The sequence below is a fragment of the Nocardiopsis sp. NPDC055879 genome, assembly GCF_053615935.1.
In genome coordinates, this window is record NZ_JBSHCT010000004.1 from 291,024 (window position 1) to 316,773 (window position 25,750).

Annotated in this window: 22 protein-coding genes and 1 pseudogene; 11 read left to right on the plus strand and 12 right to left on the minus strand. The window is 69.4% G+C overall.

The features are described from left to right. Positions 1-191: 191 nt before the first annotated feature. The 3 genes from ACWGKS_RS06675 to ACWGKS_RS06685 form a co-directional block, all read right to left on the minus strand. Positions 192-1,322 carry an outer membrane protein assembly factor BamB family protein gene (locus tag ACWGKS_RS06675; protein ID WP_358508065.1) on the minus strand — a complete coding sequence of 377 codons (1,131 nt, stop codon included), beginning with the start codon at positions 1,320-1,322 and terminating at the stop codon, positions 192-194. Positions 1,323-1,425: 103 nt separating this feature from the next. Beyond that, positions 1,426-1,665 (minus strand): hypothetical protein, encoded by a 240-nt coding sequence (locus tag ACWGKS_RS06680; RefSeq protein WP_452521992.1) that lies wholly within the window; start codon positions 1,663-1,665, stop codon positions 1,426-1,428. A gap of 101 nt (positions 1,666-1,766) precedes the next feature. Then, complete coding sequence (locus ACWGKS_RS06685) at positions 1,767-2,687, minus strand: helix-turn-helix transcriptional regulator (protein WP_358508067.1); 921 nt, start codon at positions 2,685-2,687, stop codon at positions 1,767-1,769. A gap of 124 nt (positions 2,688-2,811) precedes the next feature. Between ACWGKS_RS06685 and ACWGKS_RS06690 the strand changes: the two genes are divergently transcribed. The 3 genes from ACWGKS_RS06690 to ACWGKS_RS06700 all read left to right on the plus strand — a co-directional run bounded on the left by ACWGKS_RS06690 (position 2,812) and on the right by ACWGKS_RS06700 (position 7,825). Then, positions 2,812-4,941 carry an alpha-L-rhamnosidase C-terminal domain-containing protein gene (locus ACWGKS_RS06690; protein WP_452521994.1) on the plus strand — a complete coding sequence of 710 codons (2,130 nt, stop codon included), beginning with the start codon at positions 2,812-2,814 and terminating at the stop codon, positions 4,939-4,941. Positions 4,942-5,273: 332 nt separating this feature from the next. Then, positions 5,274-6,584, plus strand: a complete 1,311-nt coding sequence (locus ACWGKS_RS06695; RefSeq protein ID WP_452454960.1) for an ABC transporter substrate-binding protein — start codon at positions 5,274-5,276, stop codon at positions 6,582-6,584. Positions 6,585-6,676: 92 nt separating this feature from the next. Continuing rightward, on the plus strand, positions 6,677-7,825 hold the full coding sequence (locus ACWGKS_RS06700) for an L-talarate/galactarate dehydratase (RefSeq protein WP_358508073.1): 1,149 nt from the start codon (positions 6,677-6,679) through the stop codon (positions 7,823-7,825). A 33-nt stretch (positions 7,826-7,858) separates the two neighbouring features. Here the strand turns inward: ACWGKS_RS06700 and ACWGKS_RS06705 are convergent, their stop codons facing one another. Then, positions 7,859-9,100, minus strand: coding sequence for an MFS transporter (locus ACWGKS_RS06705; protein ID WP_452521997.1), 1,242 nt, complete (start codon positions 9,098-9,100; stop codon positions 7,859-7,861). A 450-nt stretch (positions 9,101-9,550) separates the two neighbouring features. On the opposite strand from ACWGKS_RS06705, the gene ACWGKS_RS06710 reads away from it, so the two are divergent. The 4 genes from ACWGKS_RS06710 to ACWGKS_RS06725 are packed head-to-tail and all read left to right on the plus strand — an operon-like array spanning position 9,551 to position 13,060. Continuing rightward, positions 9,551-10,327 (plus strand): class I SAM-dependent methyltransferase, encoded by a 777-nt coding sequence (locus ACWGKS_RS06710; RefSeq protein ID WP_358508077.1) that lies wholly within the window; start codon positions 9,551-9,553, stop codon positions 10,325-10,327. Next, positions 10,324-11,115 carry a Rossmann-like domain-containing protein gene (locus tag ACWGKS_RS06715; protein WP_358508079.1) on the plus strand — a complete coding sequence of 264 codons (792 nt, stop codon included), beginning with the start codon at positions 10,324-10,326 and terminating at the stop codon, positions 11,113-11,115. The genes ACWGKS_RS06710 and ACWGKS_RS06715 overlap by 4 nt, the downstream gene beginning before the upstream one ends. Then, positions 11,112-12,086, plus strand: a complete 975-nt coding sequence (locus ACWGKS_RS06720) for a GHMP family kinase ATP-binding protein (protein WP_358508081.1) — start codon at positions 11,112-11,114, stop codon at positions 12,084-12,086. Before ACWGKS_RS06715 ends, ACWGKS_RS06720 begins: the two co-directional genes overlap by 4 nt. Next, the gene (locus ACWGKS_RS06725) at positions 12,044-13,060 is read left to right on the plus strand and encodes a pyridoxal-phosphate dependent enzyme (protein WP_358508083.1); all 1,017 of its coding nucleotides are present in this window, start codon (positions 12,044-12,046) and stop codon (positions 13,058-13,060) included. The genes ACWGKS_RS06720 and ACWGKS_RS06725 overlap by 43 nt, the downstream gene beginning before the upstream one ends. Positions 13,061-13,107: 47 nt before the next feature. Here the strand turns inward: ACWGKS_RS06725 and ACWGKS_RS06730 are convergent, their stop codons facing one another. After that, positions 13,108-15,045 carry a S9 family peptidase gene (locus ACWGKS_RS06730; protein WP_358508085.1) on the minus strand — a complete coding sequence of 646 codons (1,938 nt, stop codon included), beginning with the start codon at positions 15,043-15,045 and terminating at the stop codon, positions 13,108-13,110. 167 nt (positions 15,046-15,212) lie between these two features. On the opposite strand from ACWGKS_RS06730, the gene ACWGKS_RS06735 reads away from it, so the two are divergent. Beyond that, positions 15,213-15,959 (plus strand): helix-turn-helix domain-containing protein, encoded by a 747-nt coding sequence (locus ACWGKS_RS06735; protein ID WP_358508087.1) that lies wholly within the window; start codon positions 15,213-15,215, stop codon positions 15,957-15,959. Between the two features lie 15 nt (positions 15,960-15,974). Here the strand turns inward: ACWGKS_RS06735 and ACWGKS_RS06740 are convergent, their stop codons facing one another. The 5 genes from ACWGKS_RS06740 to ACWGKS_RS06760 form a co-directional block, all read right to left on the minus strand. Beyond that, positions 15,975-17,294 carry a YjiH family protein gene (locus ACWGKS_RS06740; RefSeq protein WP_452454962.1) on the minus strand — a complete coding sequence of 440 codons (1,320 nt, stop codon included), beginning with the start codon at positions 17,292-17,294 and terminating at the stop codon, positions 15,975-15,977. A gap of 131 nt (positions 17,295-17,425) precedes the next feature. Continuing rightward, a complete protein-coding gene (locus ACWGKS_RS06745; RefSeq protein ID WP_358508091.1) occupies positions 17,426-18,592 on the minus strand; it encodes an RNA-guided endonuclease InsQ/TnpB family protein in 1,167 nt (388 codons plus the stop codon). A gap of 212 nt (positions 18,593-18,804) precedes the next feature. After that, on the minus strand, positions 18,805-19,806 hold the full coding sequence (locus tag ACWGKS_RS06750; RefSeq protein WP_358508093.1) for an ABC transporter substrate-binding protein: 1,002 nt from the start codon (positions 19,804-19,806) through the stop codon (positions 18,805-18,807). After that, positions 19,803-20,585, minus strand: coding sequence for an ABC transporter ATP-binding protein (locus ACWGKS_RS06755; RefSeq protein WP_358508105.1), 783 nt, complete (start codon positions 20,583-20,585; stop codon positions 19,803-19,805). Before ACWGKS_RS06755 ends, ACWGKS_RS06750 begins: the two co-directional genes overlap by 4 nt. 14 nt (positions 20,586-20,599) lie before the next feature. Next, positions 20,600-21,718 carry a FecCD family ABC transporter permease gene (locus ACWGKS_RS06760; RefSeq protein ID WP_358508095.1) on the minus strand — a complete coding sequence of 373 codons (1,119 nt, stop codon included), beginning with the start codon at positions 21,716-21,718 and terminating at the stop codon, positions 20,600-20,602. A 109-nt stretch (positions 21,719-21,827) separates the two neighbouring features. Here ACWGKS_RS06760 and ACWGKS_RS06765 point away from each other — a divergent pair, with 109 nt between their 5' ends. Continuing rightward, positions 21,828-22,634, plus strand: a complete 807-nt coding sequence (locus tag ACWGKS_RS06765; RefSeq protein WP_452454964.1) for a helix-turn-helix domain-containing protein — start codon at positions 21,828-21,830, stop codon at positions 22,632-22,634. A gap of 404 nt (positions 22,635-23,038) precedes the next feature. Then, positions 23,039-23,650, plus strand: a complete 612-nt coding sequence (locus ACWGKS_RS06770; RefSeq protein ID WP_358508099.1) for a flavodoxin family protein — start codon at positions 23,039-23,041, stop codon at positions 23,648-23,650. Between the two features lie 112 nt (positions 23,651-23,762). Here ACWGKS_RS06770 and ACWGKS_RS06775 read toward each other — a convergent pair whose 3' ends face one another. Beyond that, positions 23,763-24,374, minus strand: coding sequence for a TetR/AcrR family transcriptional regulator (locus tag ACWGKS_RS06775; RefSeq protein ID WP_358508101.1), 612 nt, complete (start codon positions 24,372-24,374; stop codon positions 23,763-23,765). 139 nt (positions 24,375-24,513) lie between these two features. Between ACWGKS_RS06775 and ACWGKS_RS06780 the strand changes: the two genes are divergently transcribed. Next, positions 24,514-25,410: an SDR family NAD(P)-dependent oxidoreductase gene (locus tag ACWGKS_RS06780; protein WP_358508103.1), complete on the plus strand. Its 897-nt coding sequence runs from the start codon at positions 24,514-24,516 to the stop codon at positions 25,408-25,410. Positions 25,411-25,609: 199 nt separating this feature from the next. On the opposite strand, the pseudogene ACWGKS_RS06785 reads toward ACWGKS_RS06780, so the two are convergent. Continuing rightward, positions 25,610-25,750: pseudogene (locus ACWGKS_RS06785) on the minus strand (RNA-guided endonuclease TnpB family protein); the annotation flags it as partial.

A 25,750-nucleotide genomic window follows, 5' to 3' on the forward strand; every position in this document is an offset into this window, starting at 1 on the left:
GCTCGGCGGTAGCGCAGGGGCGGCTCTCTAGAGGTACGGCGGAAGGTGCGGGGGAATGCGAAGGGAGCCCCGTAACCCACCCGGGCGGCCATCTCCTCCACCGGTGGCCCTCCACTCCGAGGCGATCGCCGCCATCGATCAATAAGGCGACGTCGGTCTCATCGCTCCGGACACGGCACAGTCAGGTGAGCTCACCGGAACCCGATCACCTTGACGCCCTCGCCTTGGGAATCGCTCCGGTCGACCAACACCACCGCGCCGGGCACCGCCTCGAACTGCCCCTTCGGCTGCCTCCCCTGGAAGTAACCCGCCACCTCGACCGGTTCCGGCAGGTCGATCCGGTACGGCTCACCTCCATTCCACGGTGTGACACTGACCGGTGTCTCCGGGTCCTTCGGTTCGAGCTTGACCACCGCGTCCTCCAGAGCCAGCACGTAACTACCGGCCGACCCCGTGGGCACCGCCTGTCCACCGGTGGTCAGGGACCGGCCGTCGAACCGGCGCAGTTCGTAACCGACGGTGCTCTCGCCGGGGGCTCGCTGTGACACCAGGAACCCGTCCTCGACCGTGCGGGCCAGATACCAATCCAATCCGTCGACCCCCGATTCATCACCCACGACCTCACCCGTGACCGGATCGAATACGCGCAGCTCGCTGAACTCCTCGTCCTGATACATGGGCCCTCGGTCGTGGTAAACGGGTAGCAACTCACCCATCCCACGCAAGGAACGCAACTCCGGAGTCAGAAACTCAGCGTCCTCGCCTTCGAGGTGCCACAACACCTCTCCATTGACGACGTCCAGGGAGATCAGCTCGGCCTGACCCGAATCGCACCCCGCCTTCACGACCACCGCCTCGGAGAACACCACCGGACGGTCCGCCGTGTTCACATGCGAACCCTCACAAGAGAAAAGGTCATCCGTCCGCCACAGTTCGGAACCGTCCTCAGCCGAGAGCATCACCCCCGAGAGCAGGTCGCCACCCTCCAAGTGGAAGACACCCCCGTCACCGGCGACACCCACGTTGAAGGGCCCGGGCTTCTCAACGTCAGCGGCGATCGACTCCTCGAAGTCACCGACGATCTCCCCACTGACCCCGTCCAGGACCACCCGGCGCCACGCGGCCTTCGCGGCATGCTCATCCTCGGTGTCCTCAGACCCTTCGTCCGGGACCTCCTCAGGAAACAGCACATGGACTCGCTCCTCGGAAGAAGAGACGTCCGTCAACACACGGACGTCCTCGTCCTCCACGCTGAAACTCCACCGTTCCTCACCCGTCACACCGTCCAGGGCCACCACACCCTGGGATGTACGAACGAGCACACCTCGCGGAAGCGCGGTCACCTCCATATCCCCCGGATATCCCTCGGCGACCCACTCCCACGCCACCTCCGAGACCGACCCCGGTACATCGGCGTCCGACCACTCACCCTCCAACTCCTGATGACTGGTCGAAACACCCCCAAGCCCCAACACCGAACAAGCACCGAGAGGGGTCAGGAACACCACGGTCGCCCCGACCCCCGCCCACCGGCGGAGCAGCCGTGTCCCACTCATCATTCTTCTTCGCCCTCTCCGTCGGCTCTTCGGTCGGCCCCACATCGCGTTCCACTCCGCCGTCGACCTCATCCGGCAAGTCCTGGATCATCGCCAGGCGTGCGGTCATGTCGATTTCTCCCACACAAGGCGTTGATCTGCGGTGCAGACCCGGACAGAATATTCTCTATCGTTCTCTATGTGTCCAGGTGGTTTCCGAAACAGGGGAGTTCAGGGAGTGTGCGCTCGGCGGTAGCGCAGGGGCGGCTCTCCGTAGGCGCGGCGAAAGGCATGGGAGAACGCGAAGGGCGACCCGTAACCCACCCGCGCGGCCACCTCCTCCACCGCCAGTTCGGTGTCACGCAGTAGCCCCTTCGCCCGGTTCATCCGCCACCAGGTCACATACCCCATCGGTGGCAGACCGGTGAGCGCCGTGAACCGGCGGGCGAAGGTGGCCCGGGACATCCGGGCTGTCTCGGCCAGGGCCGTCACCGTCCAGGAACGCGCCGGATCCCGGTGCACCGAGGACAGGGCGGCACCGACCCCCGGATCGGTCAGCGCCCGGGCCCAGCCCTCCGAACGGCCGTCGGCGGCCGGCTCCAGGCAGGCGCGCAGCACGTACAGCAGCAACGCGTCCAACAGCAGGGGCAGCAGGGCGTCGCCGCCGGGCCGCGACCCTTCCGTCTCCTCGCCGAGCCCCGCCAGAACCCGGGCCAGACCCAGGTCGCCGGCTCGAACGTGGACGTGCTCGGGCAGTCCGGTGAGCAGCGGGTGTGCTTGCTCTCGATCCAGTCGGTATCCGCCACAGACGAAGATCATCGGTGGGCCACCGTCGGTCTCGCCGTAGGTGTGGCGGCCGAACCCGCCTTCGCCGGGACGGGCCTCCTCCAAGGTCAGCTCGGGCCTGACCGGATGGTCGGCCAGCCCGTATCCGTCGCCGTGCGGGGAGAACACAACGTCACCGGAGCCCACGTGCATCGGCTCGCCGTCCCCATCTGGGAACAGCCAACACGTGCCCTCCAGCACCGCCATGAATCCGGCGACCTCGGGGTCTCCGGGCAGGTACCAGCCCCAGGTGCCGTGCATCTCGACCCGGGCGGCCCCTGGGATACCCGCGCGCATCGAGGTGACCACGTCGCTCAACAGGTCCATACGGGGAGCCTAACCGGATCGTCCTTCGGGCTGAGCGTTCAGCGAAGGAAAAGCAGTGAAACAAACATGGATCGTCTCGCCGGTGCTTTCTAGGGTCGACGGTGCGACCCGAGAAGGAGACACCATGCCGACCGCCGAAGAACTCTCCCGCACGCCGCTACCCGAAGACCACTCCTGGCGCGAGCTGGTGGTCCTGCCGGATACTCCGCTCATCGAACCGGCCACCGTCACCGTCGAGGGCGACCCCGCCGGGGCGCCCGATCCGGACCGCCTGGCCGTGTCCGAGGGCCCGTCCTTGGTCCTGCGCACCACCGAACGCCACGGCACCCGGGTGGTGGTGGATCTGGGACAGCTGGCAATGGGTCACCTGGAGGTGCGGGTCGAACGGATCTCCGGGGCGCCGCTACGGGTGGCACACGCCCAGTTCCGCGATCAGCTCACCCCCGAGGGCGACGGCATCGAGGCCTTCTTCGGCACCGACGCCGCGCCCTGGTCCAGGGTCGACCTGTTCGATCCTCGGGAGGGCCCCGCCACCCTGGTGAGCGAGGGCAAACGCGAGACGCGCTACCTGCTGCTGACCCTTGATGGCCCGGGTGAGGCCGTCATCGGTCACGTCCGGCTGCGCTCCACCGTCTACCCGGTGACCCGCGACGGCCACTTTCTGTCCAGCGATCCGTTGCTCAACCGAGCCTGGCACCACAGCGCCCACACCGGTGACCTGGCCTCCGTCAGCGAGGACAGCGACCTTCCGGGCGCTCCCGAGGGGCCCAGTCCGTGGATGCTCACCACCCCGTTCGACCGAGTGATCTTCATGGGCGACATGCACATGCAGGCCCTGGCCGGGTACCAGCAGAGCAGCGACTATCGGTGGCTGGTGCGCAATTCGCTGATGCGGTTCGGCTGGGTGCAAAACCCCGACGGTTCGTTTCCCATGGCCGCCTCCCACCTGGTCCACGGCGACCCCGAACACCCGAACGAGCCGGGGCCGCCCAACGGCTGGCGGGCACCGGAGAACGGTCCCGACCCCGACCAGGCCCTGGGGTTCGTGGGCGAGGACATCTCGCTGTTCCACGACGCCACCATCCACAGCTTCACGGCCTTCTGGGTCGCCGCCCTGGCCGACCACCACCTCTACACCGGTGACACCGGGTTCGTGCGCCCGTTGCTGCCGGTCGCGCGCCGGGCCATCGCCTTCCTGGAGAGCCGCACCGACGCCGACGGTCTCTTCCGGGAGGAACAGGACCGCCGCACCGACTCGGACGCGTCCTCGGCCCTGGTCGCCAACTGGTCACCGCTGGACCTGGCCGCCGGGGTCGACTCCCTCACCAACGCCGTCCTGTACGACGCCCTCAAAGGGCTGGCGGCGCTGGAGCGGGATATCGCCGGCGACCCCGACACCGCTCGGCGGTTGGAAGGGCGGGCCGAACACCTGCGAGAGGCGCTCTTGGCCCGGCTCTGGGACGAGGAGACCGGCGCGATGGTCCTCAACACCGACGACCCCACCGGTGACCACAGCGGGGACGCCAACGCCGGGAACCTGGTGTTCGCCACCCTGGACCCCGAGCGGGCCCGCCGGACGATGGACTTCCTGGGCACGAAGTTGGCGACGCCGTACGGCACCCGCTCCAGCGAGTTCGAGGAAAACCCTTACCGGGCCTCGGACATCCAGGGCTACATCCAGGCCCTGGAGGCCCTGGGTCGCGTGCGCAACGGCGACACCCAGGGTTCCCTCGACCTGATCCGGCGCTGGTGGGGCCACATGCTCGACCAGGGGCCGGGAACCGGATGGTTCGCCTGGGAGAACGAAGGGAGCCGACCGCGCGGCGCCATCGCCGGTACCCCGTGGACCACCGCCGTGCCCGCCTTGGGCGAGGGGGTGCTGGGCGTGCGGCCCACCGCACCCGGGTTCGAGAACTGGCGGGTCGCGCCGAGGACGGCGGACCTGGAGTGGGCCCAGGGGCGGGTGCCGACCCCGGGCGGGGGGCTGGCCGTGCGCTGGTCCCGGGGCGAGGCCTCCGGTTCCTTCGTCCTCACGGTGGAGCCCTCCGAAGGCGTGGGCGAGGTGGTGGTTCCGCTGTTGGGCCGGTCGCGCCGGGTCTCGGTGGACGGGGTGCTCCGCTGGGACGGCGAACGTTCCGTGAACGGTGTCGGCGCGGGTCTTGGGGAGCCGCGCCTCAAGGGCGATGATCTGCTGTTCCCCCGCACCTCCGGCGCCCACACTTTCGCCTGGTCGGGGGAGGACCGCGAGGAGTAAGCGCTTTCCGAATATCGATCGGATCGTGGTCGGGGTCGCGACCCGACCGCGTGGGTGCACTTGTCGACGTTCGGGGGCGTGCGCCCGTCGCACGCCTTGTTGAAAGCGGCTTTCAACTGGTGTTTCAGTCCAGGCGAGGGAGGGGTTTCATCGATTCGTTCGGTGATGACCTCACGAGGGGGCGCCATTGACACCCGTGAAACCCGATGTTAAAAATGTCGGAATCCATCGCTTGGATAGCGCTTACCAGGAAGATGGGAAACGCTTTCTTCACGCAACTTCACACGCGAGGTGGGCCGAGTCCGCCCTCGCCCCCGAAGGGAAGTCCCGGCATGCGCCAACCCCCCGGCCGATTCCGAACCCGCCCCGGACCGACGGCCGGCACGGCCGCCGCGGTCACCGCACTGGTCCTGGCGGTCTCCGCCTGTGGGGGATCGGGTGACGACGGTACCGTCCAGCTGCGTTTCTCCTGGTGGGGATCGGACGAACGCCAGTCCACCATGAACGAGGTCATCTCGAACTTCGAGGCGGACAACCCCGGCATCACCATCACCGGGGAGAGCACCGACTGGGGTTCCTACTGGGACCGCCTGGCCACCAACACCGCGGCCAACGACGCCCCCGACATCGCCATGCAGGAGGAGCGTTACCTGCGCGAGTACGCCGAGCGAGGCGCCCTCCTGGACCTCAACGAACTGGACGGCCTGGACCAGTCCGGTCTGGACCCGCTCATCGCCGAGAGCGGAGACCTGGACGGCAGCACCTTCGGGATCGCCAGCGGGGTCAACGCCTACGCCATCCTCGCCGACCCCGAGGCCTTCGAGGCGGCGGGCGTGGACATGCCCGACGACCAGACCTGGACGTGGGAGGACTACGTCGAGATCTCCGCCGAGATCACCGAGGCCACCGACGGCGAGTACGTCGGCACCCAGAGCATGGCCTACAACGAGGCGGGCTTCCAGGTCTTCGCCCGCCAACACGGGGAGAACCTCTACGCCGAGGACGGCTCACTCGGCTTTTCGAAGGGCACCCTCGCCGCCTGGTTCCAGATCACCCAGGATCTGGCCGACAACGGCGGCCAGCCCGGCGCCTCGGAGAGCGTGGAGATCCAGGCGGGTGGTATCGACCAGTCGGTGGTCTCCACCAACCGCGGCGCCATGGCGCACTTTTGGACCAACCAGCTGGTCGGCGTGAGCGAGACCTCGGGGAGGGAGATCCAACTGCTGCGGTACCCGGGAGAGACCGAGTTCGACCGCACCGGCCTGTTCCTCAAGCCCGCCATGTACTACACGGCCTCCGCCGGGACCGACCACCCCGAGGAGGTCGCGCTCTTCCTCGACCACATGATCAACGACCCGGCCGCCTCCGAACTGCTCCTGGCCGACCTCGGACTGCCCTCCAACCTGGAGGTGCGCGAGGCGATCCTGGGCGAGTTGTCCGAGGCCGATAGCCAGACCGCCGAGTTCATGGCAGAGGTCGAGGGCACCATCGTGGACGGCAACCCGCCCCCGCCGATCGGCGCCGGCGAGGTCGTGGAGATCAGCAGTCGGGCCACCGACAACCTCCTCTTCGGGGACCTCACCGCGCAAGAGGCCGCCGAGCAGTTCATCACCGAGGTCGAGACGGCCACCGGCGGCGGCTGATCGGGTCACCGAGAACCCACCTTCGAAACCCCCGCGCGGGAGGGCGGTCCCCTTCGCCCTCCCGCGCCCCCGGACCACAGAACGGACAGTGGATGTCGACCACCACGCCCGGAACGGCCACCCAGGACCGCGTCACCCGCGTCCGGATCTCCTCGGTGACCCTGCCCCTGGAAACCCCCATCAGCGACGCCAAGGTTCTCACCGGACGTCAGCGCCCCATGACCGAGGTGGCGATGCTCTTCGCCGAGATCGGCACCGAGGCCGGCCACGAGGGCATCGGGTTCGGGTACTCCAAGCGGGCCGGAGGCCCGGGTCAGTTCGCGCACGCCCGCGAGGTGGCCCCCGCGCTGTTGGGGGAGGACCCCAACGACATCGAACGGATCTGGGACAAGCTCGTCTGGGCGGGCGCCTCGGTGGGCCGTGGGGGACTGTCCACCCAGGCCATCGCGCCCTTCGACATCGCCCTGTGGGACCTCAAGGCCAAGCGGGCCGGGCTCCCGCTGGCCAAGCTTTTGGGCGCCCACCGCGACTCGGTGCGCTGTTACAACACCTCGGGCGGGTTCCTGCACGCCTCCACAGAGGAGGTCCTGGCCAACGCCACCGCGTCACTGGAAAGCGGTATCGGGGGGATCAAGATCAAGGTCGGTCACCCCGACCGTGCCCGGGACCTGGCCCGGGTGGCGGCGGTCCGCGATCACCTGGGGGATGACTTCCCGCTCATGGTCGACGCCAATCAGCAGTGGTCACGGGCCCAGGCGCGACGGATGTGCCGGGACCTGGAACCCTTCGACCTGGTGTGGATCGAGGAACCCCTCGACGCCCACGATTTCGCCGGGCACGGGCGCCTCGCCGAGGTCTTCGACACCCCCATCGCCACCGGCGAGATGTTGACCAGCGTGGCCGAGCACGCCGAGCTGATCCGGCATGGCGGAGCCGACATCGTCCAACCGGACGCGCCCCGTATCGGCGGCATCACCCAGTTCCTCAAGGTGCTGGCGATGGCCGACCGGAACCACCTCCACCTGGCGCCGCACTTCGCGATGGAGATCCACGTCCACCTGGCCGCCGCCTACCGGCACGAGCCGTGGGTGGAGCACTTCGAGTGGCTGGATCCGCTCTTCGAGGAACACCTGGAGATCGCGGACGGTCGTATGCACCTGTCCGGTCGCCCGGGGCTGGGGATCACCCCGAGTGAGCGGATGCGCGAGTGGACCGTGGACACCCATGAGGAAGCCCTGTGAGCCACGGGTAGTGGACCCTCGCCCGGCACGGGTTCAGCCACGCCCGTGCCGGGTCCGGAAGTCCCTCGCCCCGGGTGCCAGCGCCGCCAGTGCCGGGACGACCACGCACAGCGCGGCACAACCCAGCAGCACCGCCTCGGCGCCGAACGCCTGGGCCGCCGGGGCGATCAGCGCCAGCCCCACGGGTGCGAACCCGTAGGCGAACAGGAAGTCCAAGGACGAAACCCGCGCGAGCTTGTCGGGGGCGACCTCGCGCTGGGCGGCGGTGAACCACGGGACGTTGAACAGTTCCACGCCCAGCCCCACCACCGCGTAGGCGGCGAACACCACCACCGCGCCGACCGGGAACGCCAGACTCAGCGGGGCCAAGGCGTAGAGCCCCAGTCCGAACAGCGCCCACCAACCCTGCGCGCGGGGCTTCCAGCGGGACACCAGGACCGCGCCGACCAGGGCGCCCGCGGTGTAGGCGGTCAGGGCGCCGGCGAGCACGGCCTCGGTGCCGTAGTGGTCGCGGCTGGCCAGCGGAAGCAGCACGTTGGTGGCCGAGTAACCGAGGGCGATGACGGTGGTCAGGGCGGCCAGTCCGGCCAGGAACCAGGGGTGGCGGCGGGCCTCGGTGAGCCCTTCGGCGAACTCCACGTGGAAGGGGGCGCGCTCGCGCGGGGAGCCGGGGACGGCGTCGGCGCCGCGCGGCAGCAGGGCGGCGGCCAACCACAACCCGGCGGTGACCAGGAGCAGGGTCGCGGGCCCGGTGACGGTGGCGGCCAGCGCGGTCAGGCCGGGGGCGAGCAGGGTGACCACGCGCACCGAGAAGGTCATGGCGGCATTGGCCTGTTGACGGTCCTCGACGGCGACGACCTCGGCGGTCAGGGCCTGGAAGGCCGGCCGGCAGGCGCCCTGGCCCACGCCCACGACGACGGCGGCCACGGCCATGAGAGTGGTGGAGGTGCCCAGCCCGGCGGCCAGGACCGGGGTGGCCACGGCGGCGGCGAGCCCGGACCACAGCACCACGGCGCGGCGTGAGTGACGGTCGGCGAGTAGCCCACCGAGGGGTACGGCGACGAGGAATCCGGCGGTTCGGGCGGCCAGCACCAGGCCCAGGCCGACGGCGCTCAGTGAGCCGTGCAGGACGGCGAGTCCGAGGATGAACGGCATGGCCCAGGTGGCCATGCCGGACGCGGTGGTGGCGCACCACAGGCGTACGAAGTCCGGGCGCAGCAGGGGGGAGGGGCGCCGGGGCCCGGTCGTGTTCGGCGGCGACGTCGTCGAGGACACGGGTGGTTCTCATCTCTGGTCGGTTCGAGTGTGGTCGCGCACTACTCTAGTGAAAACGATAATCAGTTGCGCGCATCTTCGTGTGTATCACCTCGCCCGGGTCGCCGGGGCTTGGTCTCAGGCGATGCCCCGGCCCGCCGGCTCGCCCCGAGATGCTCCCGGTTTCGATGCGTAGCGGCCTTTCGGTGGAGGTCGCGTGCGGCTGACCTCGGGTGGCGGAAGGCCCATGGTGACCGGGGTTCGACGCTCCGTGGTGGGGGGAACGACTCGTGGGGGCGTGCGGGCGCCCGGCGTCCGTGAGCCGGTCCGGCGAGCGGGCCGACCGACCGATCCACTCGCCGATTCCATCCATTTGCGTGACAACGATTTTCATTGTCGTTATAGTCGCTCCCCGGAAGCCGTGACCCCCGCCCCGCCCATGTCCGATCCAGCCCCACCGAAAGGATCCGGGTGAACCCCTCCCTCCTCGACCAGTTGCCCCCACCGCTGCCCGCCGAGCAGATCATCGCCCTCAACAAACCCAAGGCCGACCTGCACACCCACCGCGCCTACACCTGGAACGGCTGGGAGTTCGACGTCCCCCCGGGCGTCTTCATCCCCGGCGCCACCAGCCGGATGATCCACCAGCGCGTCCTCGACGACGACATCGACGTGCGCGGACGCGTCTACGCGGCCATGGGCGTCGGGCTCGGCGTGGAGGCGATCGTGGCGGGTCTGCGCGGCGCCGCCCGCGTGCACGCGCTGGACGTCCACCCCGCCAGCGTCGCCGCCACCGAGGCCGGTTACCACCGGATCGTCGGCACCGACGGCGCCACGGAGTTCCTGCCCCGGGTCGGCGACCTCTTCGAGGCTCTACCCGACGGCACACGCCTGGACACGGTCACCTTCAACCCGCCCGCCGTCAGCCGACCGGTCAGCGACGATCCCGACATCGTCCGCAACGTGTGCGCGGGCACCCCCGTCACCGATGCCTTCTTCACCCAACTCGCCGAACGCGACCTCCTCGCACCCGACGGCGAGGTGTACTTCGTCGCCTCCAACACCGCCGACCTGCGCCACATCATCGGCCACGCCGCCACCGTCGGCTTCACCGCGAACATCCACCACCTGCACGACTGGGACGACGGGGTCCTCACCTACCTGTTCCGTCTGGCCCGAGAGCCCGGCACGATCTCCGAAGCCGCCACGACCGCGGATCCCGGACCGAACGTGGAGGCCGTCCGATGAGAGACCTCGAAGAACTCCGACAGTCCGTCCTGGCCACCCCCGACCTCCCCGTCGCCACCAGCGTCTTCTGGGTCCACCACGGCACCCGCCTGGCCGGCGGCGACGTCACCTACCTCAACCAGTACGTCCTGGTCCGGATCGGCCGGGCCTTCGGCGCGTGCGCGTTCGAGGCCGGCGAACTCGACCCGGCGATCTGCGCCGACCTGTCCGGCCGTCCCCTCGTCGACCTCCTCCAAGGGCCCGCACCCGTCCGCCTCGCCGCCCTGGACGCCTACCTCGGCCAGGCCACACCCCACCGCGAGGACCCGCGCGCCGAAGCCGTCACCCTTCCGTACGGAACCCCCGAGGAACGCGCCGTGGCCCGCGACCGCGCCATCGCCGGCCTGCTGCCCGCCCCCGACAACAGACGCGTCGCCCTCATCGGCGTCGTCAACCCCCTCGTCGCCGCCATCCGCGAACGCGGCGGCGAGTGCCTTCCCTGCGACCTCAACCTGCGCCGCACCCAGTGGGGCGACGAGGTCCACACCGACATGGAGGACGTGCTGGCCAAGGCCGACGCCGTCGTCGCCACCGGCATGACCCTGGGCAACGGCAGTTTCGACCGCATCCTGGAACGCTGCCGCGAACGCGACCTCCCCTTCGTGGTCTACGCACAGAGCGGCAGCGCCGTCGCCCGAGCCTTCCTGGGCTTCGGCGTCACCGCGGTGTCCGCCGAACCCTTCCCGTTCTCCCAGTTCAGCGCAGAACCGACCACTCTCTACCGATATCGCGAGGAGGCCGAGGAGTGACCCTCGGAACCGGACAGGCCAGTTGCCACCACGGCGAGATACTCCAGGGGATCTTCCTGGACGGGCGGGGCGAACCCACCCGTGGCCTGGTCACCCTGCCCATGGCCGAACCCGCCACCCACGCGGTGTTCACCCCGTTCTCCACCCGCGCCCCCCGGCGCGTGGTGGTGGACCCGCCCGACCGCGCCAAGGCGGCGCGCGCCGCCGAACTGGCCGTCGCCGAGTGCGTCCGCCGGGGCGACGTCGCCCCGGTCGGCGGTTACCTGAGCGTGCGGGGCGGTGCCGAGCCCGGGCTCGGCATGGGTTCGTCCACCAGTGACGTGACCGCCGCCGTGCGCGCGGTCGCGGACGGGCTCGGGGTGGAGCTCGCACCGTCGATCGTGGCGAGGGTGGCGGTGGCCGCAGAGGGCGCCAGCGACCCGGTCATGTTCGGGGAGCGGCCGCTGCTGTTCGCGCAGCGTCGCGGCCGGGTGCTGGAGGAGTTGGGCGCGGCGTTGCCCGAACTCGCCGTGGTGGGCTGCCTGACCGGTTCCGGTCAACCCGTCGACACCCTCGCCCTGCGGGGTACCGCACGGTCGGGGGACATCGCCGTCTACGAGAGGCTGCGTGCCGCGCTGCGCACCGCTATCAACGAACACGACCCCGCCGGGGTGGGGCGGGTGTGCACCGAGAGCGCCATCCTCAACCAGCGGGTGCTGCCCAAAACCGAGCTCGGCGCCCTACGGGCCGCCGCCCGCTCCTGCGGGGCGCTCGGTATCCAGGTGGCGCACAGCGGCAACGTAGCCGGACTCCTCTTCGACGCCGCCGAACCCGGACCCGAACTGCGTGCCCGCATCGACGCGGCCGTCGACCGGCTCGGCTGGGAGGGGCTCACCCCCACCCGTGTCTTCTCCACCTCCACGAGAACCCTCAGCACCGGGGAGCGATCTTGGACCACCACGTTTCCGAAGCCATCGCCCGACCTGATCTGATCGACCTGGGCGGCGGCCTGGCCTGCCTGCGCTTCGAGTCGATGAAGGTGGCCTCCGCCCTCGCGGCGGTGCGCCACCTGCTGGAGTCCGGGGTCGTCCGCCCCGGAGACACCCTCATGGACAGCTCCAGCGGAATCTACGCCTACGGGTTGGCGCTGGCCGCCCACCGCTACGGGCTGCGTTGTCACATCATCGGATCCACCACCATCGACCAACCCCTGCGCCTGCAACTGGCCGTGCTCGGCGCGACCCTGGAACAGATGCCGCCCTCCGACGACCTGGGCCTGGACCAGAACCGGCGGGTCCAGCGGGTAAGGGAGGTATTGCGCGAGCACCCCGAGTACCACTGGATGCGCCAATACCACGACGTCATCCACGGGCTGGGATACCGGGCGGTGGCCGAACAGATCCGCAAGGACGTGGGAGAGGAGCCCCTGACCCTGGTCGGTGGGGTGGGGTCGGGGGCCTCCACCGGGGCGCTCGCCCGCTACCTGCGCGAGAGCGACCCCGCCACCCCACTGGTGGGGGTGCAACCGTTCGGCAGCGTCACCTTCGCCAGCGACCACGTCACCGACCCACAGATCATCATCGCCGGCATCGGCAGTTCCATCCCGTTCGGCAACGTCGACCACACCCTGTACGACACCCTGCACTGGACCGGGTTCGACGCGGCCCTGGCGGGCAGCGTGGACCTGCTGCGCCGGCACGCGATCTTCGCGGGGCTCTCGACCGGGGCCGCCTACCTGGTGGCTCGATGGGAGGCGCGCACGGGACGAAGACGGGTGGTGTTCGTGGCCGCCGACACCGGGCACCGGTACGTGGACTCGGTGTTCGCCCGACATGAGGAGGCCCGCCCGGTCGCCGATCTCTCCCCCCGGGAGATCGACGATCCGGACGGGCTGGAACCACCCTGGTGCCGGATGGACTGGGACCGCCGCCCGGCCCCCGAACAGGCCGTGCACAGGGAAGGCTGAGTCGGTCGGGCCCCGGAGGAGGGGTTCTCCTCCGGGGCCCGACCCGGTCACCCGTCGTCGGTCTCGGGTCGACCGGTGTGGCCCAAGTGCTCGGCGAAGTGCCGCTCGATGGCGTACTGGAGCCGGATCTCGTTCTCGGGGTTGGCGAAACCGTGTCCCTCGTCCTCGGCGACGAGGTACTCGACCGGCACCCCGCGCTCACGAAGGGAGTCGACGATGCCGTCGGACTCCGAACGCATCACGCGGGCGTCGTTGGCGCCATGGGCGACCAACAGCGGCGTGGTGATCCTGTCGACCATGGACAGGGGTGAGCGCGCCGAGATCTCGTCGGCCCGCGCGGGGTCCTCGGGGTCGCCCACGTACGCGAACCAGTTGTTCATCAGGTAGGGACGGCTGAACGGCGGCAGGTCGCGCATAAAGCTCGCCAGGTCGGCGATCCCGACGAAGTCGACGGCCGCCGCGAAACGGTCCGGGGTGGCGGTGACACCCACCAGAGCCGCGTAGCCACCGTAGGAGCCGCCCATGATGGCGATCCGGTCCGGGTCGGCGTACCCCTGGTCGATCGCCCACGAGACGGCGTCGAGCAGGTCGTCCTGCATCGCTCCGGCGAACTCGCCGATCCCGGCGACGGTGTGCCGCCGCCCGTACCCGGTGGAGCCGCGAAAGTTCACCTGGAGCACCGCGTAACCCCGGTTGGCCAGGATCTGCGCCTGAGGGCTGTAGCCCCAGGTGTCGTGTGCCCACGGCCCGCCGTGCACGTTCAGCACCAGCGGCAACCTCTTCGGGGCCAGACCCACCGGAAGGGTGAGGAACCCGTGCACCGGCAACCCGTCGCGTGCGGCGAACCCGATGGGTTCCATCGGCGCGAGGTCCGCCGGGTCCAGGTGCGGGAAGGGCCGGAACAGGCGACGGCTGTGGCCGGTGGCGTGGTCGTAGAACCAGGCCACGGCGGGGTCCCGGTCATGGATGAAGGTGACGATCCACCGCTGCCCCGAGTCGTCCGAGGACAACGTCCCCACAACGCCGTCGGACAGGGCCGACAGCCGCGCGTAGACCTCGGCGAACCGTTCGTCGAGCACCTCGATGCCCGGGCGCGGTCCCACGAACCGGGCGGCGAGGACCTCGCCGGTGCCGCGTCGGGTGAACACCGTCGGGGGCAGCACGCCCGGGGCCATGCCGCCCATGGTGTCCAGGCTCCGCCCCTCCTGCGCGGCGATGACGGTCGTCGCACCGGTCTCGCGGTCGATGCGCACCAGTCGCAGGTCGTCCGAGTCGAGGTAGGCGCCGATGACCAGTCCCGTGCCGTCCGGGGTCACCAGTTGTGGATGGACGCCCAACGGATACTCGGCCCCGCCCACGCGCCTCAGGAGTCGGTGTTCACCCGAGACCGGGTCGATGGCCGAGAACTCGATCGTGCCGTCCTCGGTGAGTCGGGAGGAGAACGCCGGTTCGCCCTCGTGGTCCAACAGCACGCTCTGCGTGGGTTCGGTCTGCTCGTGGTGCGGGGTCGTCTCACCCGTGGCCACGTCGATCCGGAACAGGTCCAGGGCCGTCGGCCGCTTGTTCATCGTCACGAGCACGCTCCCCGCGCGTGCGGGGAACGACTCGACCGCGAACACCCGGGAACCGGGCGGCAAGGGTGTGAGGTCGACGGCCGGAGCGTTCGGGTCCTTCAGGTCCACCCGGTACAGGTGCCAGTCCTCGTTGCCATCGGTGTCCTGCAGGTACAACAGCCAACGCGAGTCGTCGGACCAGTGGTAGATCGTGACGCCTCGTCGCTCGTCGTGGGTGACGCGGAGGGCCTGTTCGTGGTCCTCGTCGATCCCGCGCACCCACACGTTGAGCCGCCCGTGGGCCGGCGCGAGGTAGGCCATTCGCGTGCCGTCCGGTGAGATGGTCGGGTTGGCGAAGGCCGGATCGGAGAAGAGCTCCTCGACCTCGACGCGTCGAGGACGGGGCCGGGGATGGTGTTCCTCGGTGGCCATGGGCGTGCTCCTTCGGTGTGGTCGTCGACACCGACATCCCAAACGATGCCCCAAGGGCATGGTCAAGCCCGGGGAGCGCGACCGCGCCGGGGAGCCGCCCCACCTTTGCCGTTCCGGCGCCCGATCACGGAGAATGGGGCCATGCCGAGCCCGAACCCCCTCCACTGATGTCTTGGAGCACCCGTGAGCTCGCCGAACTGGCGGGCACGACCATCAAGACCATCCGGCACTACCACGCCATCGACCTGTTGGAGGAGCCCGAGCGCGCCCTGAACGGCTACAAGCGCTACGGCACCGGCCACCTCGTACGGCTGTTGCAGATCCGGCGGCTGCGGAACCTCGGGATGTCGCTGGCCCGGATCGCCTCGATGGACGGGTCGGAGGACGGGTTCGTTGACACCGTGCGCGCACTCGACGCCGAGCTGGCCGCGTCCATCGAGCGCAGGCGGGCCATCCGCGCCGAGCTCGCCGACCTGCTGCGCCACCACGCGTCGGCGGACGTTCCCCCGGGGTTCGAGGCGGTCGCCTCGCACCTGACCGACGCGGACCGGGCGATGATCATGGTCTCCTCGCAGCTGTTCGTCGAGGAGTTCGTCCAGGACATGCGGGAGATGTCCGCCCGGCATCGGGAGGTGGACGCCGAGTTCAACACCCTGTCCGCGAACGCCGACGAGGACACCGTGCAGGCGGTCGCCGAGCACCTCGCGCCGGTGCTCGGCGCCATCCGCGAGGAGTACCCCTCGGCGGAGGACCCGGCGCCCTTCGTCCTGGGCCGGGAGCGGGACGCCATGGAGATCATCACCCGAGCACTGGCGGACCTGTACAACCCGGCGCAGATCGAGGTGCTGCGCCGGGCCCATCGCCTTCTGGCGGACGACCCCTCTCCGGAAGGGACGGGCGACGATCACCTCTGAGCGCGTGACCGGGGGTCACAGGCCGACCAGGAGATGGGCGAGGGGACCGGTGATGAGGATGCCCAGGATCACCCGTTGGAACCAGATCACCACCAGCCGCCCCACCGACAGGGGGATCTTCGTGGCCAGCACGCAGGGGACCAGGGCGGAGAAGAACACGATGGAGGCCACCGACACCACGCCCACCGTCAGGCGCAGCACCTGGTCGTCGGATCCGGCGGCCACGGTGGCGGGCAGGAACACCTCGGCGACGCCCACCGACAGCGCCTTGGCGGCCAGCTGCGGATCCGAGCTCCCCACCACCCAGGTGAAGGGCACGAACACGTACGAGAGCAGGTCGAAGACGGGGGTGTGCCGGGCCAGAACGAGGCCGATCGTGCCCACCGACATGATCGACGGCAGGATCGACATGGACATCCGCAGGCCGTCCATGAAGTTGGCGCCGACGTTGCGCGGCAGGGAGGGAGCCGCGCGCAGGGCCGCCTTCGCCTCCTCCCAGGCCCGGTGCAGGCGCCGGCCGCCCTCGTCGTCTTCCGGCTGTGGGGTCGCCTCGGGGTAGGGCACGTCGGGGACACTGCTCAGCGGGGGAACGCGCACCTGGATCGCGGTGATCGCGTAGGTGACGAAGAACGTCAGGAAGAAGTAGGTCAGCCAGACGTCCATCAGGTCGAGCGTGTTGGCGATGACCACCATGAACGTCACCGAAACGGTGGAGAACCCGACCGCGATGATCGCGGCCTCCCGCCCGGTGTAGCGTCCCGACCGATACACGCGGTCGGTGATGAGCAGCCCCAGCGAGTAGCTGCCCACGAACGAGGCCGCCGCGTCCACCGCGGACCGGCCCGGCACCCGCCACACCGGTCGCATCACCCGCTGCAGCAGCACTCCGACGAACTCCATCAGGCCGTAGCCCACCAGCATGGCGAGGAAGACCGCGCCCACCGGTACGAGTAGACCCACGTTGACGGCCACCGAGTCGAACAGGAACGGCGCCAGGTCCTCGTCCAGCAGCCAGGCCGGGCCCAGGTCGAACACCACCATGGACGCGGTGAGCAGACCGACCACGTTGAGCAGCGCGAACAGCGACTTCACGCGGGTGCCGCGCCATTCGCCGGTGGCGAAGGGGAGCACGGTCCCGGCGGCGATGAGCAGCAGGATGACGTAGGGGAGGGTCGGGCCGAGACCGGCCTGGATCAGCCGGACCAGGTGGTCCAGCGGGATGGCGTTCTCCCCGCCGATGGTCAACGGCACGAAGAACATGAGAACGCCGATGGCGCTGTAGACCACCAGACGCCAGATCTCGGGGGTCCTCTGGACGGTCTTGTGCTCGCTCACCCGTGTGCCTCCCGATCCACCGCCGAACCAACGAATTCCGGCAGTCAACTACCTGTGGCTGAAGTCCACGGGCTTGCGGGTAGGCGCCCATCTGGTGGATGGGTCGCACCTCCCGCGTCTTACACACCCAACTATCTGGTGGGTGTGGGGGCGGTTGACTGGCGCCCCGCGTTCCACGCGGCCTGGCCTCGGTGGGCGAGGTTGCGTGAAGCATTGACATCGGCGTGCAGCATCACACCACAGCTTTGGCACACGAACCGGTTCCGGGAGGGCCGGTTGCGTCTGCTGGTGTGGTCGCACTCCGAGCAGGTCTGGGAGGTGTAGGCCGGATCCACCACCAGGACCGGAACCCCAACCCTGCGAGCCTTATAGGTAACGAAGTCCCGCAACTGCGCGAAACTCCACGAATGCAACGCCGAGCGGTTTCTCTTGGCCTGCCGTACTCGGCCACGGATGCCCCGAAGGTCTTCTAGGACGATGCCGTGATCGGTGCGTTCGGCCCGCTCCACGATGCGCTTGGAAATCGTGTGGTTCACATCCCGTGCTCGCCGTGTTTCCCGGCGGCGCAGGCGTTTCAACACCCGTTTGGCGCTCTTGGTGTTCTTCCGTTGGAGTTTGGCTCGGAGTTCGTTCTGTTGCCTGCGCTGCCGGTTCAGGTGGCGTCCGGCGAACCGGTCCCCGGTGGAGGTGGTGGCGATCTCCACGATCCCCAGATCCACCCCCACGAACCCCACCGGATCGGGGTTCTCCACCCGTTCGGGCACCTCGCAGGTGGCCGCCAGGAACCATTGCCCGTCCTGGCAGAGCAGGTCGCTCTCACCCTGCCGGTACTCGGTCAACAGCTTCAGTTGATCGGGGGAGGTGGTGAAGTCCAGGTTCTTCATCCGCCCGGACACGGTCCAGATGGAGACGGTGCGGGCGTCCATCTGCCAGGACAGACATCGATCGTCGAACGGTTGTGCGGCATCGGAGCGGAAACCGATCGGAGTGGATGCCACCCGCTTCCGTCGCTGGGAGCCCTTCCGTCCAAGGTTGCCGGCTTTCAGGTTCGCGTGCCGGGTGGTGTAGGCATCGCACACTTTGCCGATGACCCGCACCGTCGGCTGCGCCGACAAACCGAACCGGCCCTTCAGCTCGTGGTAGACGGCCTTTTGTAGGAGGTACTTGTCCGTCGCTCCGGTGCTCTGAGCCACCTGGGAAGCGTGGTCGGCCGCCTCGTTGCAGGCGCGCAGGGTCGCTTGCAGTGCCTGCGCCTGTTCCGGCGAAGGCAGCAGCTTGACCCGCACCACCAGCTTCATGAGCCAACACGTTAATCACCCCCGACCGGGGCGTGGGGCCGAATCAGAGAACTTCTCCGTGTTTTTCCGGTCTTTGGTAGCCAGGAAGGGTGGGCTGGGGCGTTTCCTCTCGTCCCTGAAGGACCGGGCTTCCACACCTAAAACCTGGTGAATCAGGAGGTGACCCGGCCCTCACAGGGGTCAAAGCGAGGAACCGTCCGAGGTTTCGGACATCAGCCTCGGTTCTGGTCGAACTCGCGCAGGTACTCGGCGAACTTCTCCAGACCGTCGATGTTGCGCGGCCCCGAGATGCCCTCGTTGTAGTCCAGGACGAAGAAGTTCTCCTCCGCCACCGCCGGAACCTCGGCCATGGTCGGGGAGGAGGTGAGGAAGTCGATCTTGTCCTCGGCGGGCTGGTCGCCGTAGTCGAGGATGATGATCACCTCGGGCTCGGCCTCCACCACGGACTCCCAGCCCACCTGGGTCCAGCGTTCCTCCAGGTCACCGAAGATGTTCTCGCCACCGGCGTGGGAGATGATGTCGTCGGGCGGGACCTGGTTGCCCGCGGTGAAGGGCTGGTCGGTGCCCGAGTCGTACAGGAACACCGGGACCGGGTCGCCCTCGGGGGCCTGCTCGACCACCGTCTCCACGCGCGAGCGGTAGTCGGCCACCAGCTCCTCGGCGCGCTCTGGCACCCCGAAGATCTCGCCCATCCGCTCCAGGTCGGTGTACAGACCCTCGAAGGGCGTCACCCGCTCGGGATGACCGGGGTAGTTGAAGCAGGACTCGGTGTGCATGAAGCTCTGGACATCGAGCCCGTCCAGGATCTCCGACGTGATGCCGCGCTCGTCACTGAAGCCGGAGTTCCACCCGGCCACGACCATGTCGGCCTCGGCGTCCACGACCAGTTCCCGGTTGAGCAGGTCGTCGCTGAGGAACTCCACGCTCGCGTAGTCGTCCGCCCACGGGGACTCCTCCACCGGCGGGTTGGCCGGCGGCATCACGTACCCGTGCACGTGGTCGGCCAGGCCGAGCGCGAACAGCTTGTCGGCGCTGCCCGCCTCGTAGGCCACCACCCGCTCGGGGGTGCGGTACTCCACCTCCTCGCCGCAGCGCTTGACGGTGGTGGTGTCCAGCGCCGCCTGGGAGGGCTCCTCGACCTGCGCGCCGCAGCCGGCGAGCAGGACCGTGGTCGCGGCCACGGGCAGGAGGACGGTGCGCTTCTTACGGTTCATCGGGGGCCTTTCGTGGAGGGGAGCCGGTACAGCAGTTGGGTGTCGCCGGTCAGGGGGTGGGCCACGACGGTGGCCTCCACCCCGAAGACCTCGCGCAGGGTGTGTTCGGTCAGGACCTTCTCGGGTGGACCGGCGGCCACCAGGGAGCCCTCAGCCAGCACCCCGACGACGTCGCAGGCCGCGGCGGCCAGGTTGAGGTCGTGCAGGACCACCAGCACGGTCACGCCCACCTCGCGCAACAGGGCCAACAGGTCCAACTGGTGGCGCACGTCCAGGTGGTTGGTGGGCTCGTCCAGCACCAGGACCCGGGGTTCCTGGACCAGGGCGCGGGCGACCAGCACCCGCTGACGTTCGCCGCCGGACAGCTCCAGCACCCCGCGCCCGGCCAGGTGGGAGACCTCCATGCGTTCCATGGCCCGGTGGCACAGCTCCCGTTCGCGGGCACTGAGCGGCTGGTTGCCGCGCAGGTGCGGGGCCCGCCCCAGGGCCACGAGTTCGGCGACGGTGAAGTCGAGATCGCTGCCGCTGTCCTGGGTCAGGGCGGCCACGTGGCGGGCGGCGTCGCGCAGCCCCATCGCGGTGAGGTCGTCCTCACCGACCAGGACCCGGCCACCGGCGGGCGTCAAGGCCCGGTAGACACAGCGCAGCGCGGTGGACTTGCCCGAACCGTTGGGGCCGACCAGGCCCACCACCTGACCCGCGGGAACGTCCAGGGTCAGGGCGCGCAGGATCGTTCGTCCGCCCAGGTCGACCGAGAGGTCGTCGAGTCGCAGGTCCATCGGTGTCGTCTCCATCAGCGTCCTCCGAAGAGGTAGCCGCGACGGCGCATCAGGACCAGGAACACGGGCACCCCGATGAGCGCGGTGATCACGCCCAAGGGGAGTTCGCGCGGTGCGACCACGGTTCGGGATGCCAGGTCGACCCACACCATCAGGACCGCACCCGCGAGCGGGGCGACGGTCAGCACTCGGCGATGGTCGGCGCCCACGAGGATGCGCACGATGTGGGGGACCACCAGCCCGACGAACCCGATGGCGCCGCTGACCGCGACCATCGCGCCGGTCATCACCGCGGTGAGGACGAACAACCACCGGCGCAGACGGTGGGCGTCCACTCCCAGACTCGCGGCGGTCTCGTCGCCCAGCGCCATGACGTCGAGCGGCCGGGCCAGGCCGCGCAACAGCACCACACCGACCAGGACGGTGACGGCCACGACCGGCAGCGAACCCCAGGTGGCGGCGCCGAAGCCGCCCATGGTCCAGAACAGGACGGTGCTGGTGGCCTCGTTGCTGGGGGCGAGGTAGACGATCACGCTCATGACCGCCTGGAAGCCGAAGGACAGCGCCACCCCGGTCAGGACCAGGCGCAGCGGGGTGACTCCGGCGCGGCCGTGCGCGATGACGTACACGAGCAGGGTGGCGACCAGGGCACCCGCGAACGCCCCGGCGGATACGGCGTAGATGCCCAGCAGGGAGAGTCCGCCGAGTGCTCCGACCAGCACGGCGCCCACGGAGGCGCCGGAGGAGACGCCGAGGATGTAGGGGTCGGCCAGGGCGTTGCGGACCATGGCCTGAACGGCCACACCGACGGCGCCCAGACCGGCGCCGACCACGGCCGCGAGCAGGACGCGGGGTGTGCGGATCTGCCAGACGACCTGGTAGCGGGTGACCTCCTCGGCGGAGATGGTGCCTCCGGTCAGGGCCGCCCACAGGTAGCGGGCGGTCTCGGCGGGCGGGACCACGGCCGTGCCCAGGCCGACGGCCAGGAGCGCGGAGACGGCCAGGAGGACCGCGAGCACCAGCGCGGTGGCCGCGGTCCCGGCGGGGGTGGCCAGGCGACGGCCCCGGGGTGGGGGAGAGGGGGCCGGGGGCAGGTGGGGTGGTGCGTCGGGGGGAGCGGTGGCGTGCCGCATCCGTCCTCGCTTTCCGGGGGGTCGTCCGAATCAGGTAATGAAAACGGTTTTCATTCTAAACATAGTTTCGCCCCACTCCGCCCCGATCGACGCCGCGTACCCTGGTGAGGTGCCCGTATCCGATCCCCGCACCGCCCGGCGCGCCGGTTCCGACAGCCGCAGACTGCCCCGCTACGCCGCCGGTGAGATCGACGTGCCCTTCGTGATGCGGGGCAGCGTCGAGGTCATCGCGCAGGACACCTTCTGGGAGGAGCACTCCCACCCCACCCACGAACTCCTCTGGAACGAACGGGGCGCCTCCTCTGCCACCGTGGGCCCGCGCCTGTGGTCCATCACCCCTTCGGTGGGGCTATGGATCCCGGCGGGCGTGCCGCACTCGGGATGGACCCCCTCGGGCACCTGGCACAGGGCCGCCCACTTCAGCGTCCGCGAGGTCGCGCCACTCTCCGACCGCCCGGTCGCGGTCGAGGTCACCCCGCTGCTCAAACTGCTGCTCGGCCGGCTGGGGGAGGAGGAGCTCACCCCCCAATCTCGCGCCAAGGCCGAGTCGATGGTGCTGGACGTGCTCGCCCCGGCCGAACACGAATTCCTGCTGCGCTTTCCGGAGTCCGGCCTGCTGCGGCCGATCGTCGACACCCTGCGCGAGGACCCGGCCGACACCACCACCCTGGCCGCCTGGGCCACACGTCTGGGGGTGAGCTCGCGGACCCTCACCCGAGCCTTCCACGCCGAGACCGGGATGGGTTTCGCCCAGTGGAGCGCGACCGCCCGCGCCCAGCACGCGATCGTGATGCTCGCCCGCGGGGAGGGTATCGAGGAGGTCGCCGAACGGGTGGGTTTCCGCTCGGCCAGTTCGTTCAGCACGGCCTTCAGGAGGGTCACCGGGATGAGCCCGGGACGCTTCCGGTCACAGTGAAGCCCTTGCGGCTTCGGTGCCTCAGGTTTCCCGGTGCGGTGCCGATCGAATGCACGAAGAGACCCACGCGCGGCATCGGACGAGAAGGTCCGGCGCCCTGGTGCCGTACCGCCCCCATCCGAAGCGTGATGCCGTCCCGTGCCACGGTCTGCCACCCGGTGTCGTCCCGGTCCAAAACCGCGGAGCACGAACGGAGCACCCACGGGTGGTCGGCGGTGCCCGATGACACCTCGTAGGGTCCTCGCGGGTCAGGGGCACAACCTGCCGCCGACCCCGGTAATGACTCATGGCTTCTTCCCGCAGGCCCGTCGACGAGGACTGATTGACACCACGTTTCCGTGAAATGGCCCGTCGAAGCGCCGCGCTTGCAGAAGAACAAGACCGGAGATGGGTAGGGTGCCGCCATGTCTTCCGATCTGCGGGCCCTCGCCCTGGTATGCAGTCTCAAGCCCACTCCGGACCCTTCCAGCAGTGAGTTGCTCGCCCGGCAAGTGCTCGACGAACTCTCCGGCCACGGCGTGCGGGGCGAGTCGGTGCGGGTCGTCGATCACCGGGTCAGCCCCGGTGTGGCGGTCGACATGGGGCAGGGCGATGAATGGCCGGGACTCCGGCAGAAGCTTGTGGACTCCGACATCCTGATCCTGGCCACGCCCACCTGGGTGGGCCACATGTCGAGTGTCGCCCAGCGGGTGCTGGAGCGGATCAACGCCGAACTCTCCGAGACCGACGACCAGGGGCGGCCGTCGATGTACGGCAAGGTCGCCGTGGTGGCCGTCGTCGGTAACGAGGACGGAGCGCACAAGATCGTCGCGGACTGCGTGCAGGCGTTGAGCGACACCGGGTTCACCATCCCCGCCACAGGGTCCACCTACTGGAACTCCGAGGCGATGAACCCGAAGGACTACATCGACCTCGACAGCACTCCGGAGGCCGTGGCGACCACCACGGCGACGGCGGCCCGCAACGCCGCGCACCTCGCGCGCCTGCTTCAAGCGCAGCAGTATCCGACCTCCTGAACGGCCGCGACCCGAGTGGCTCTTTCTCGAAAGTGGGCCACGGCGTGGGAGGTCGCCGAACACGGCCCCGTGTTCGCGGAATTCACGGTCGTTCAGGATCGTGTCATTCGGATTAGGAAGGTCGCGGACCGCGCAGGCCGTCGATGGTCACTGAGAGGAGGCGCGCGCGCTGGTCGGCGTCGAGGCCGACGTGTTCGTGCGCCCGAGACGCTCCGACCATCAGCGCGATGACCTCTGACGCGCCCACGTCCCGCCGGATACCACCGGTGTGCTGTGCCCGGGTGAGCAGAACGCCCACGGCCTCGTGCAGCTTGCGCCCGACGTCCGGATGGGTGTCCCTGATCTCTTGCACATCGGTGCCGGAGCGAGAGAGTGCCCCCGCGAACTCGTACTTCGTCGCTGAGAGCTCGATCCAGCGATGGAAGAAGGCGAGGAAGGCCGCGTCCGCGTCCACGGCGTCGGCGAGCCGCTCGGCCTCCGTGGTCAGCTGAGCGAGCCGCCCGACCACGACCGCCTCGATCAGCGCCTCCTTCGTGGGGAAGTGCCGAAACACCGTTCCGATGGAGACCCCTGCCCGTCGGGCCACCTCCTCCGTGGAGGCGGCCGGGCCGAACTCGGAGAAGACGGCGTCGGCGGCGTCGAGGACTCGTTCACGGTTTCGGCGTGCGTCGGCGCGCAGCGACGTCCGCTGAGGGGCGGCGGTCGCCGGGGTCTGTCGTTCCATCGGTCTCATCTCGGACAAGCGGCTACCAGGGCCACTCACGTTACTACCGGGCCGCGGAGGCCTTGCTAAGTCGAGTCTCCACTCATTATATTAAGCGGAGTTCCCACTCAAGTTATTGCTGTAGCGAGGTGCGTCCCTGATGAGAACGATCGTGATGACCGGCGGAACATCCGGCATCGGAGAGGTGGCGGCGGGACAGGTCCTCGCCGCTCCGGACACACGCCTTCTTCTTGGAACGCGTGGACAGGCGCCGGACGGTGCCGAATCCCTCCCGCTCGACCTGACACGGCTAGCGGACGTGCGTTCCTTCGTCGACGGGGTGAACGACCGGCTCGGTGCCGGCGAGATCGACGCCCTGGTCCTCAACGCCGGTGAGAATCAGCCGAACGGCGACGGGCGCACGCCCGACGGGTTCGAGACGAGCTTCGTCGTCAACTACCTCGCCCATTACCTCCTGCTCCGGTTGCTGGTGCCCCGGCTGGCAGATGGCGCCGTGGTGTCGATGACCACAAGCGGTACGCATGATCCGGAGGAGAACACGATGCTCCCGCCGCCTCGTCATGCCGATGCCACCCTGCTGGCCCGTCCCGACCGCGACCCGGAGCGTGACGTCGAGCCGCGTGTAGCGGCTGGGAGGGCCTACTCCTCGGCGAAGCTCTGCACGATCTTGGCTGTGCGCGCTCTGGCGCTGCGGCCGGAGGTGGTGGCCAAGAACGTGACCGTCCTGGCGTACGACCCGGGCCCTACGCCCGGAACCGGGCTGCTTCGCAACGCGCCTGCGGTGGCCAACGTCGCCTGGCGGGTCTTTGGCGGCCTCCTCCGCCGGATGGTGCGGCGTTACAACAGCAAAGAGGCGGGCGGTGCCCACTTGGGCGCGATCGCGCTGGGGAGGGTGGACCCGCCCGCCGGGCGCTACTACGCGGCTGTTCGACGCGATGCGCTCACTTGGCTGGAGCCCTCGAAACTCGCTCGCGACGACAAGGTGAGGGACGCTCTGTGGAGGGACAGTGCCTCACTGGTCGGCCTCCGGTCGTGAGGAGCGTGCTGGACGCACCGGTCGACCAGGGAAGGTCCGGCGGCGAGGGCCGAGTCGGATGGGGTTTTCGCGGGTGCTGCCGTGGTCGGGAGGCACAACAGGAGCGAACATGGCGTCAACTTGACCCGGCCCTGAAGGACCGGGCTTGGAGGTAGCGCCCAACCGGCTGCTGGGGTGGACTCCTCCGTCCAGACACCCCTTATGGGGTGGCAGGGACGCGTGACTCACGCCCCGCGTTCCACACGCTCTCGCCACGAGTGGCGATGTTGTGGGAAGCATTCCGATCGGCGTGGGCAACGACCCCACACCCCCGACAGATGAAAAGCCCCTGGTCGAGGCG

What these genes read in the sequence shown, in the direction of transcription:
- ACWGKS_RS06680 (WP_452521992.1), bottom strand. Translation starts at nt 1,665, where the DNA reads ATGACCGCACGCCTGGCGATGATCCAGGACTTGCCGGATGAGGTCGAC.
- ACWGKS_RS06685 (WP_358508067.1), bottom strand. Translation starts at nt 2,687, where the DNA reads ATGGACCTGTTGAGCGACGTGGTCACCTCGATGCGCGCGGGTATCCCA.
- ACWGKS_RS06690 (WP_452521994.1), top strand. Translation starts at nt 2,812, where the DNA reads ATGCCGACCGCCGAAGAACTCTCCCGCACGCCGCTACCCGAAGACCAC.
- ACWGKS_RS06695 (WP_452454960.1), top strand. Translation starts at nt 5,274, where the DNA reads ATGCGCCAACCCCCCGGCCGATTCCGAACCCGCCCCGGACCGACGGCC.
- ACWGKS_RS06700 (WP_358508073.1), top strand. Translation starts at nt 6,677, where the DNA reads ATGTCGACCACCACGCCCGGAACGGCCACCCAGGACCGCGTCACCCGC.
- ACWGKS_RS06715 (WP_358508079.1), top strand. Translation starts at nt 10,324, where the DNA reads ATGAGAGACCTCGAAGAACTCCGACAGTCCGTCCTGGCCACCCCCGAC.
- ACWGKS_RS06730 (WP_358508085.1), bottom strand. Translation starts at nt 15,045, where the DNA reads ATGGCCACCGAGGAACACCATCCCCGGCCCCGTCCTCGACGCGTCGAG.
- ACWGKS_RS06735 (WP_358508087.1), top strand. Translation starts at nt 15,213, where the DNA reads ATGTCTTGGAGCACCCGTGAGCTCGCCGAACTGGCGGGCACGACCATC.
- ACWGKS_RS06745 (WP_358508091.1), bottom strand. Translation starts at nt 18,592, where the DNA reads ATGAAGCTGGTGGTGCGGGTCAAGCTGCTGCCTTCGCCGGAACAGGCG.
- ACWGKS_RS06750 (WP_358508093.1), bottom strand. Translation starts at nt 19,806, where the DNA reads ATGAACCGTAAGAAGCGCACCGTCCTCCTGCCCGTGGCCGCGACCACG.
- ACWGKS_RS06755 (WP_358508105.1), bottom strand. Translation starts at nt 20,585, where the DNA reads ATGGACCTGCGACTCGACGACCTCTCGGTCGACCTGGGCGGACGAACG.
- ACWGKS_RS06760 (WP_358508095.1), bottom strand. Translation starts at nt 21,718, where the DNA reads ATGCGGCACGCCACCGCTCCCCCCGACGCACCACCCCACCTGCCCCCG.
- ACWGKS_RS06770 (WP_358508099.1), top strand. Translation starts at nt 23,039, where the DNA reads ATGTCTTCCGATCTGCGGGCCCTCGCCCTGGTATGCAGTCTCAAGCCC.
- ACWGKS_RS06775 (WP_358508101.1), bottom strand. Translation starts at nt 24,374, where the DNA reads ATGGAACGACAGACCCCGGCGACCGCCGCCCCTCAGCGGACGTCGCTG.
- ACWGKS_RS06780 (WP_358508103.1), top strand. Translation starts at nt 24,514, where the DNA reads ATGAGAACGATCGTGATGACCGGCGGAACATCCGGCATCGGAGAGGTG.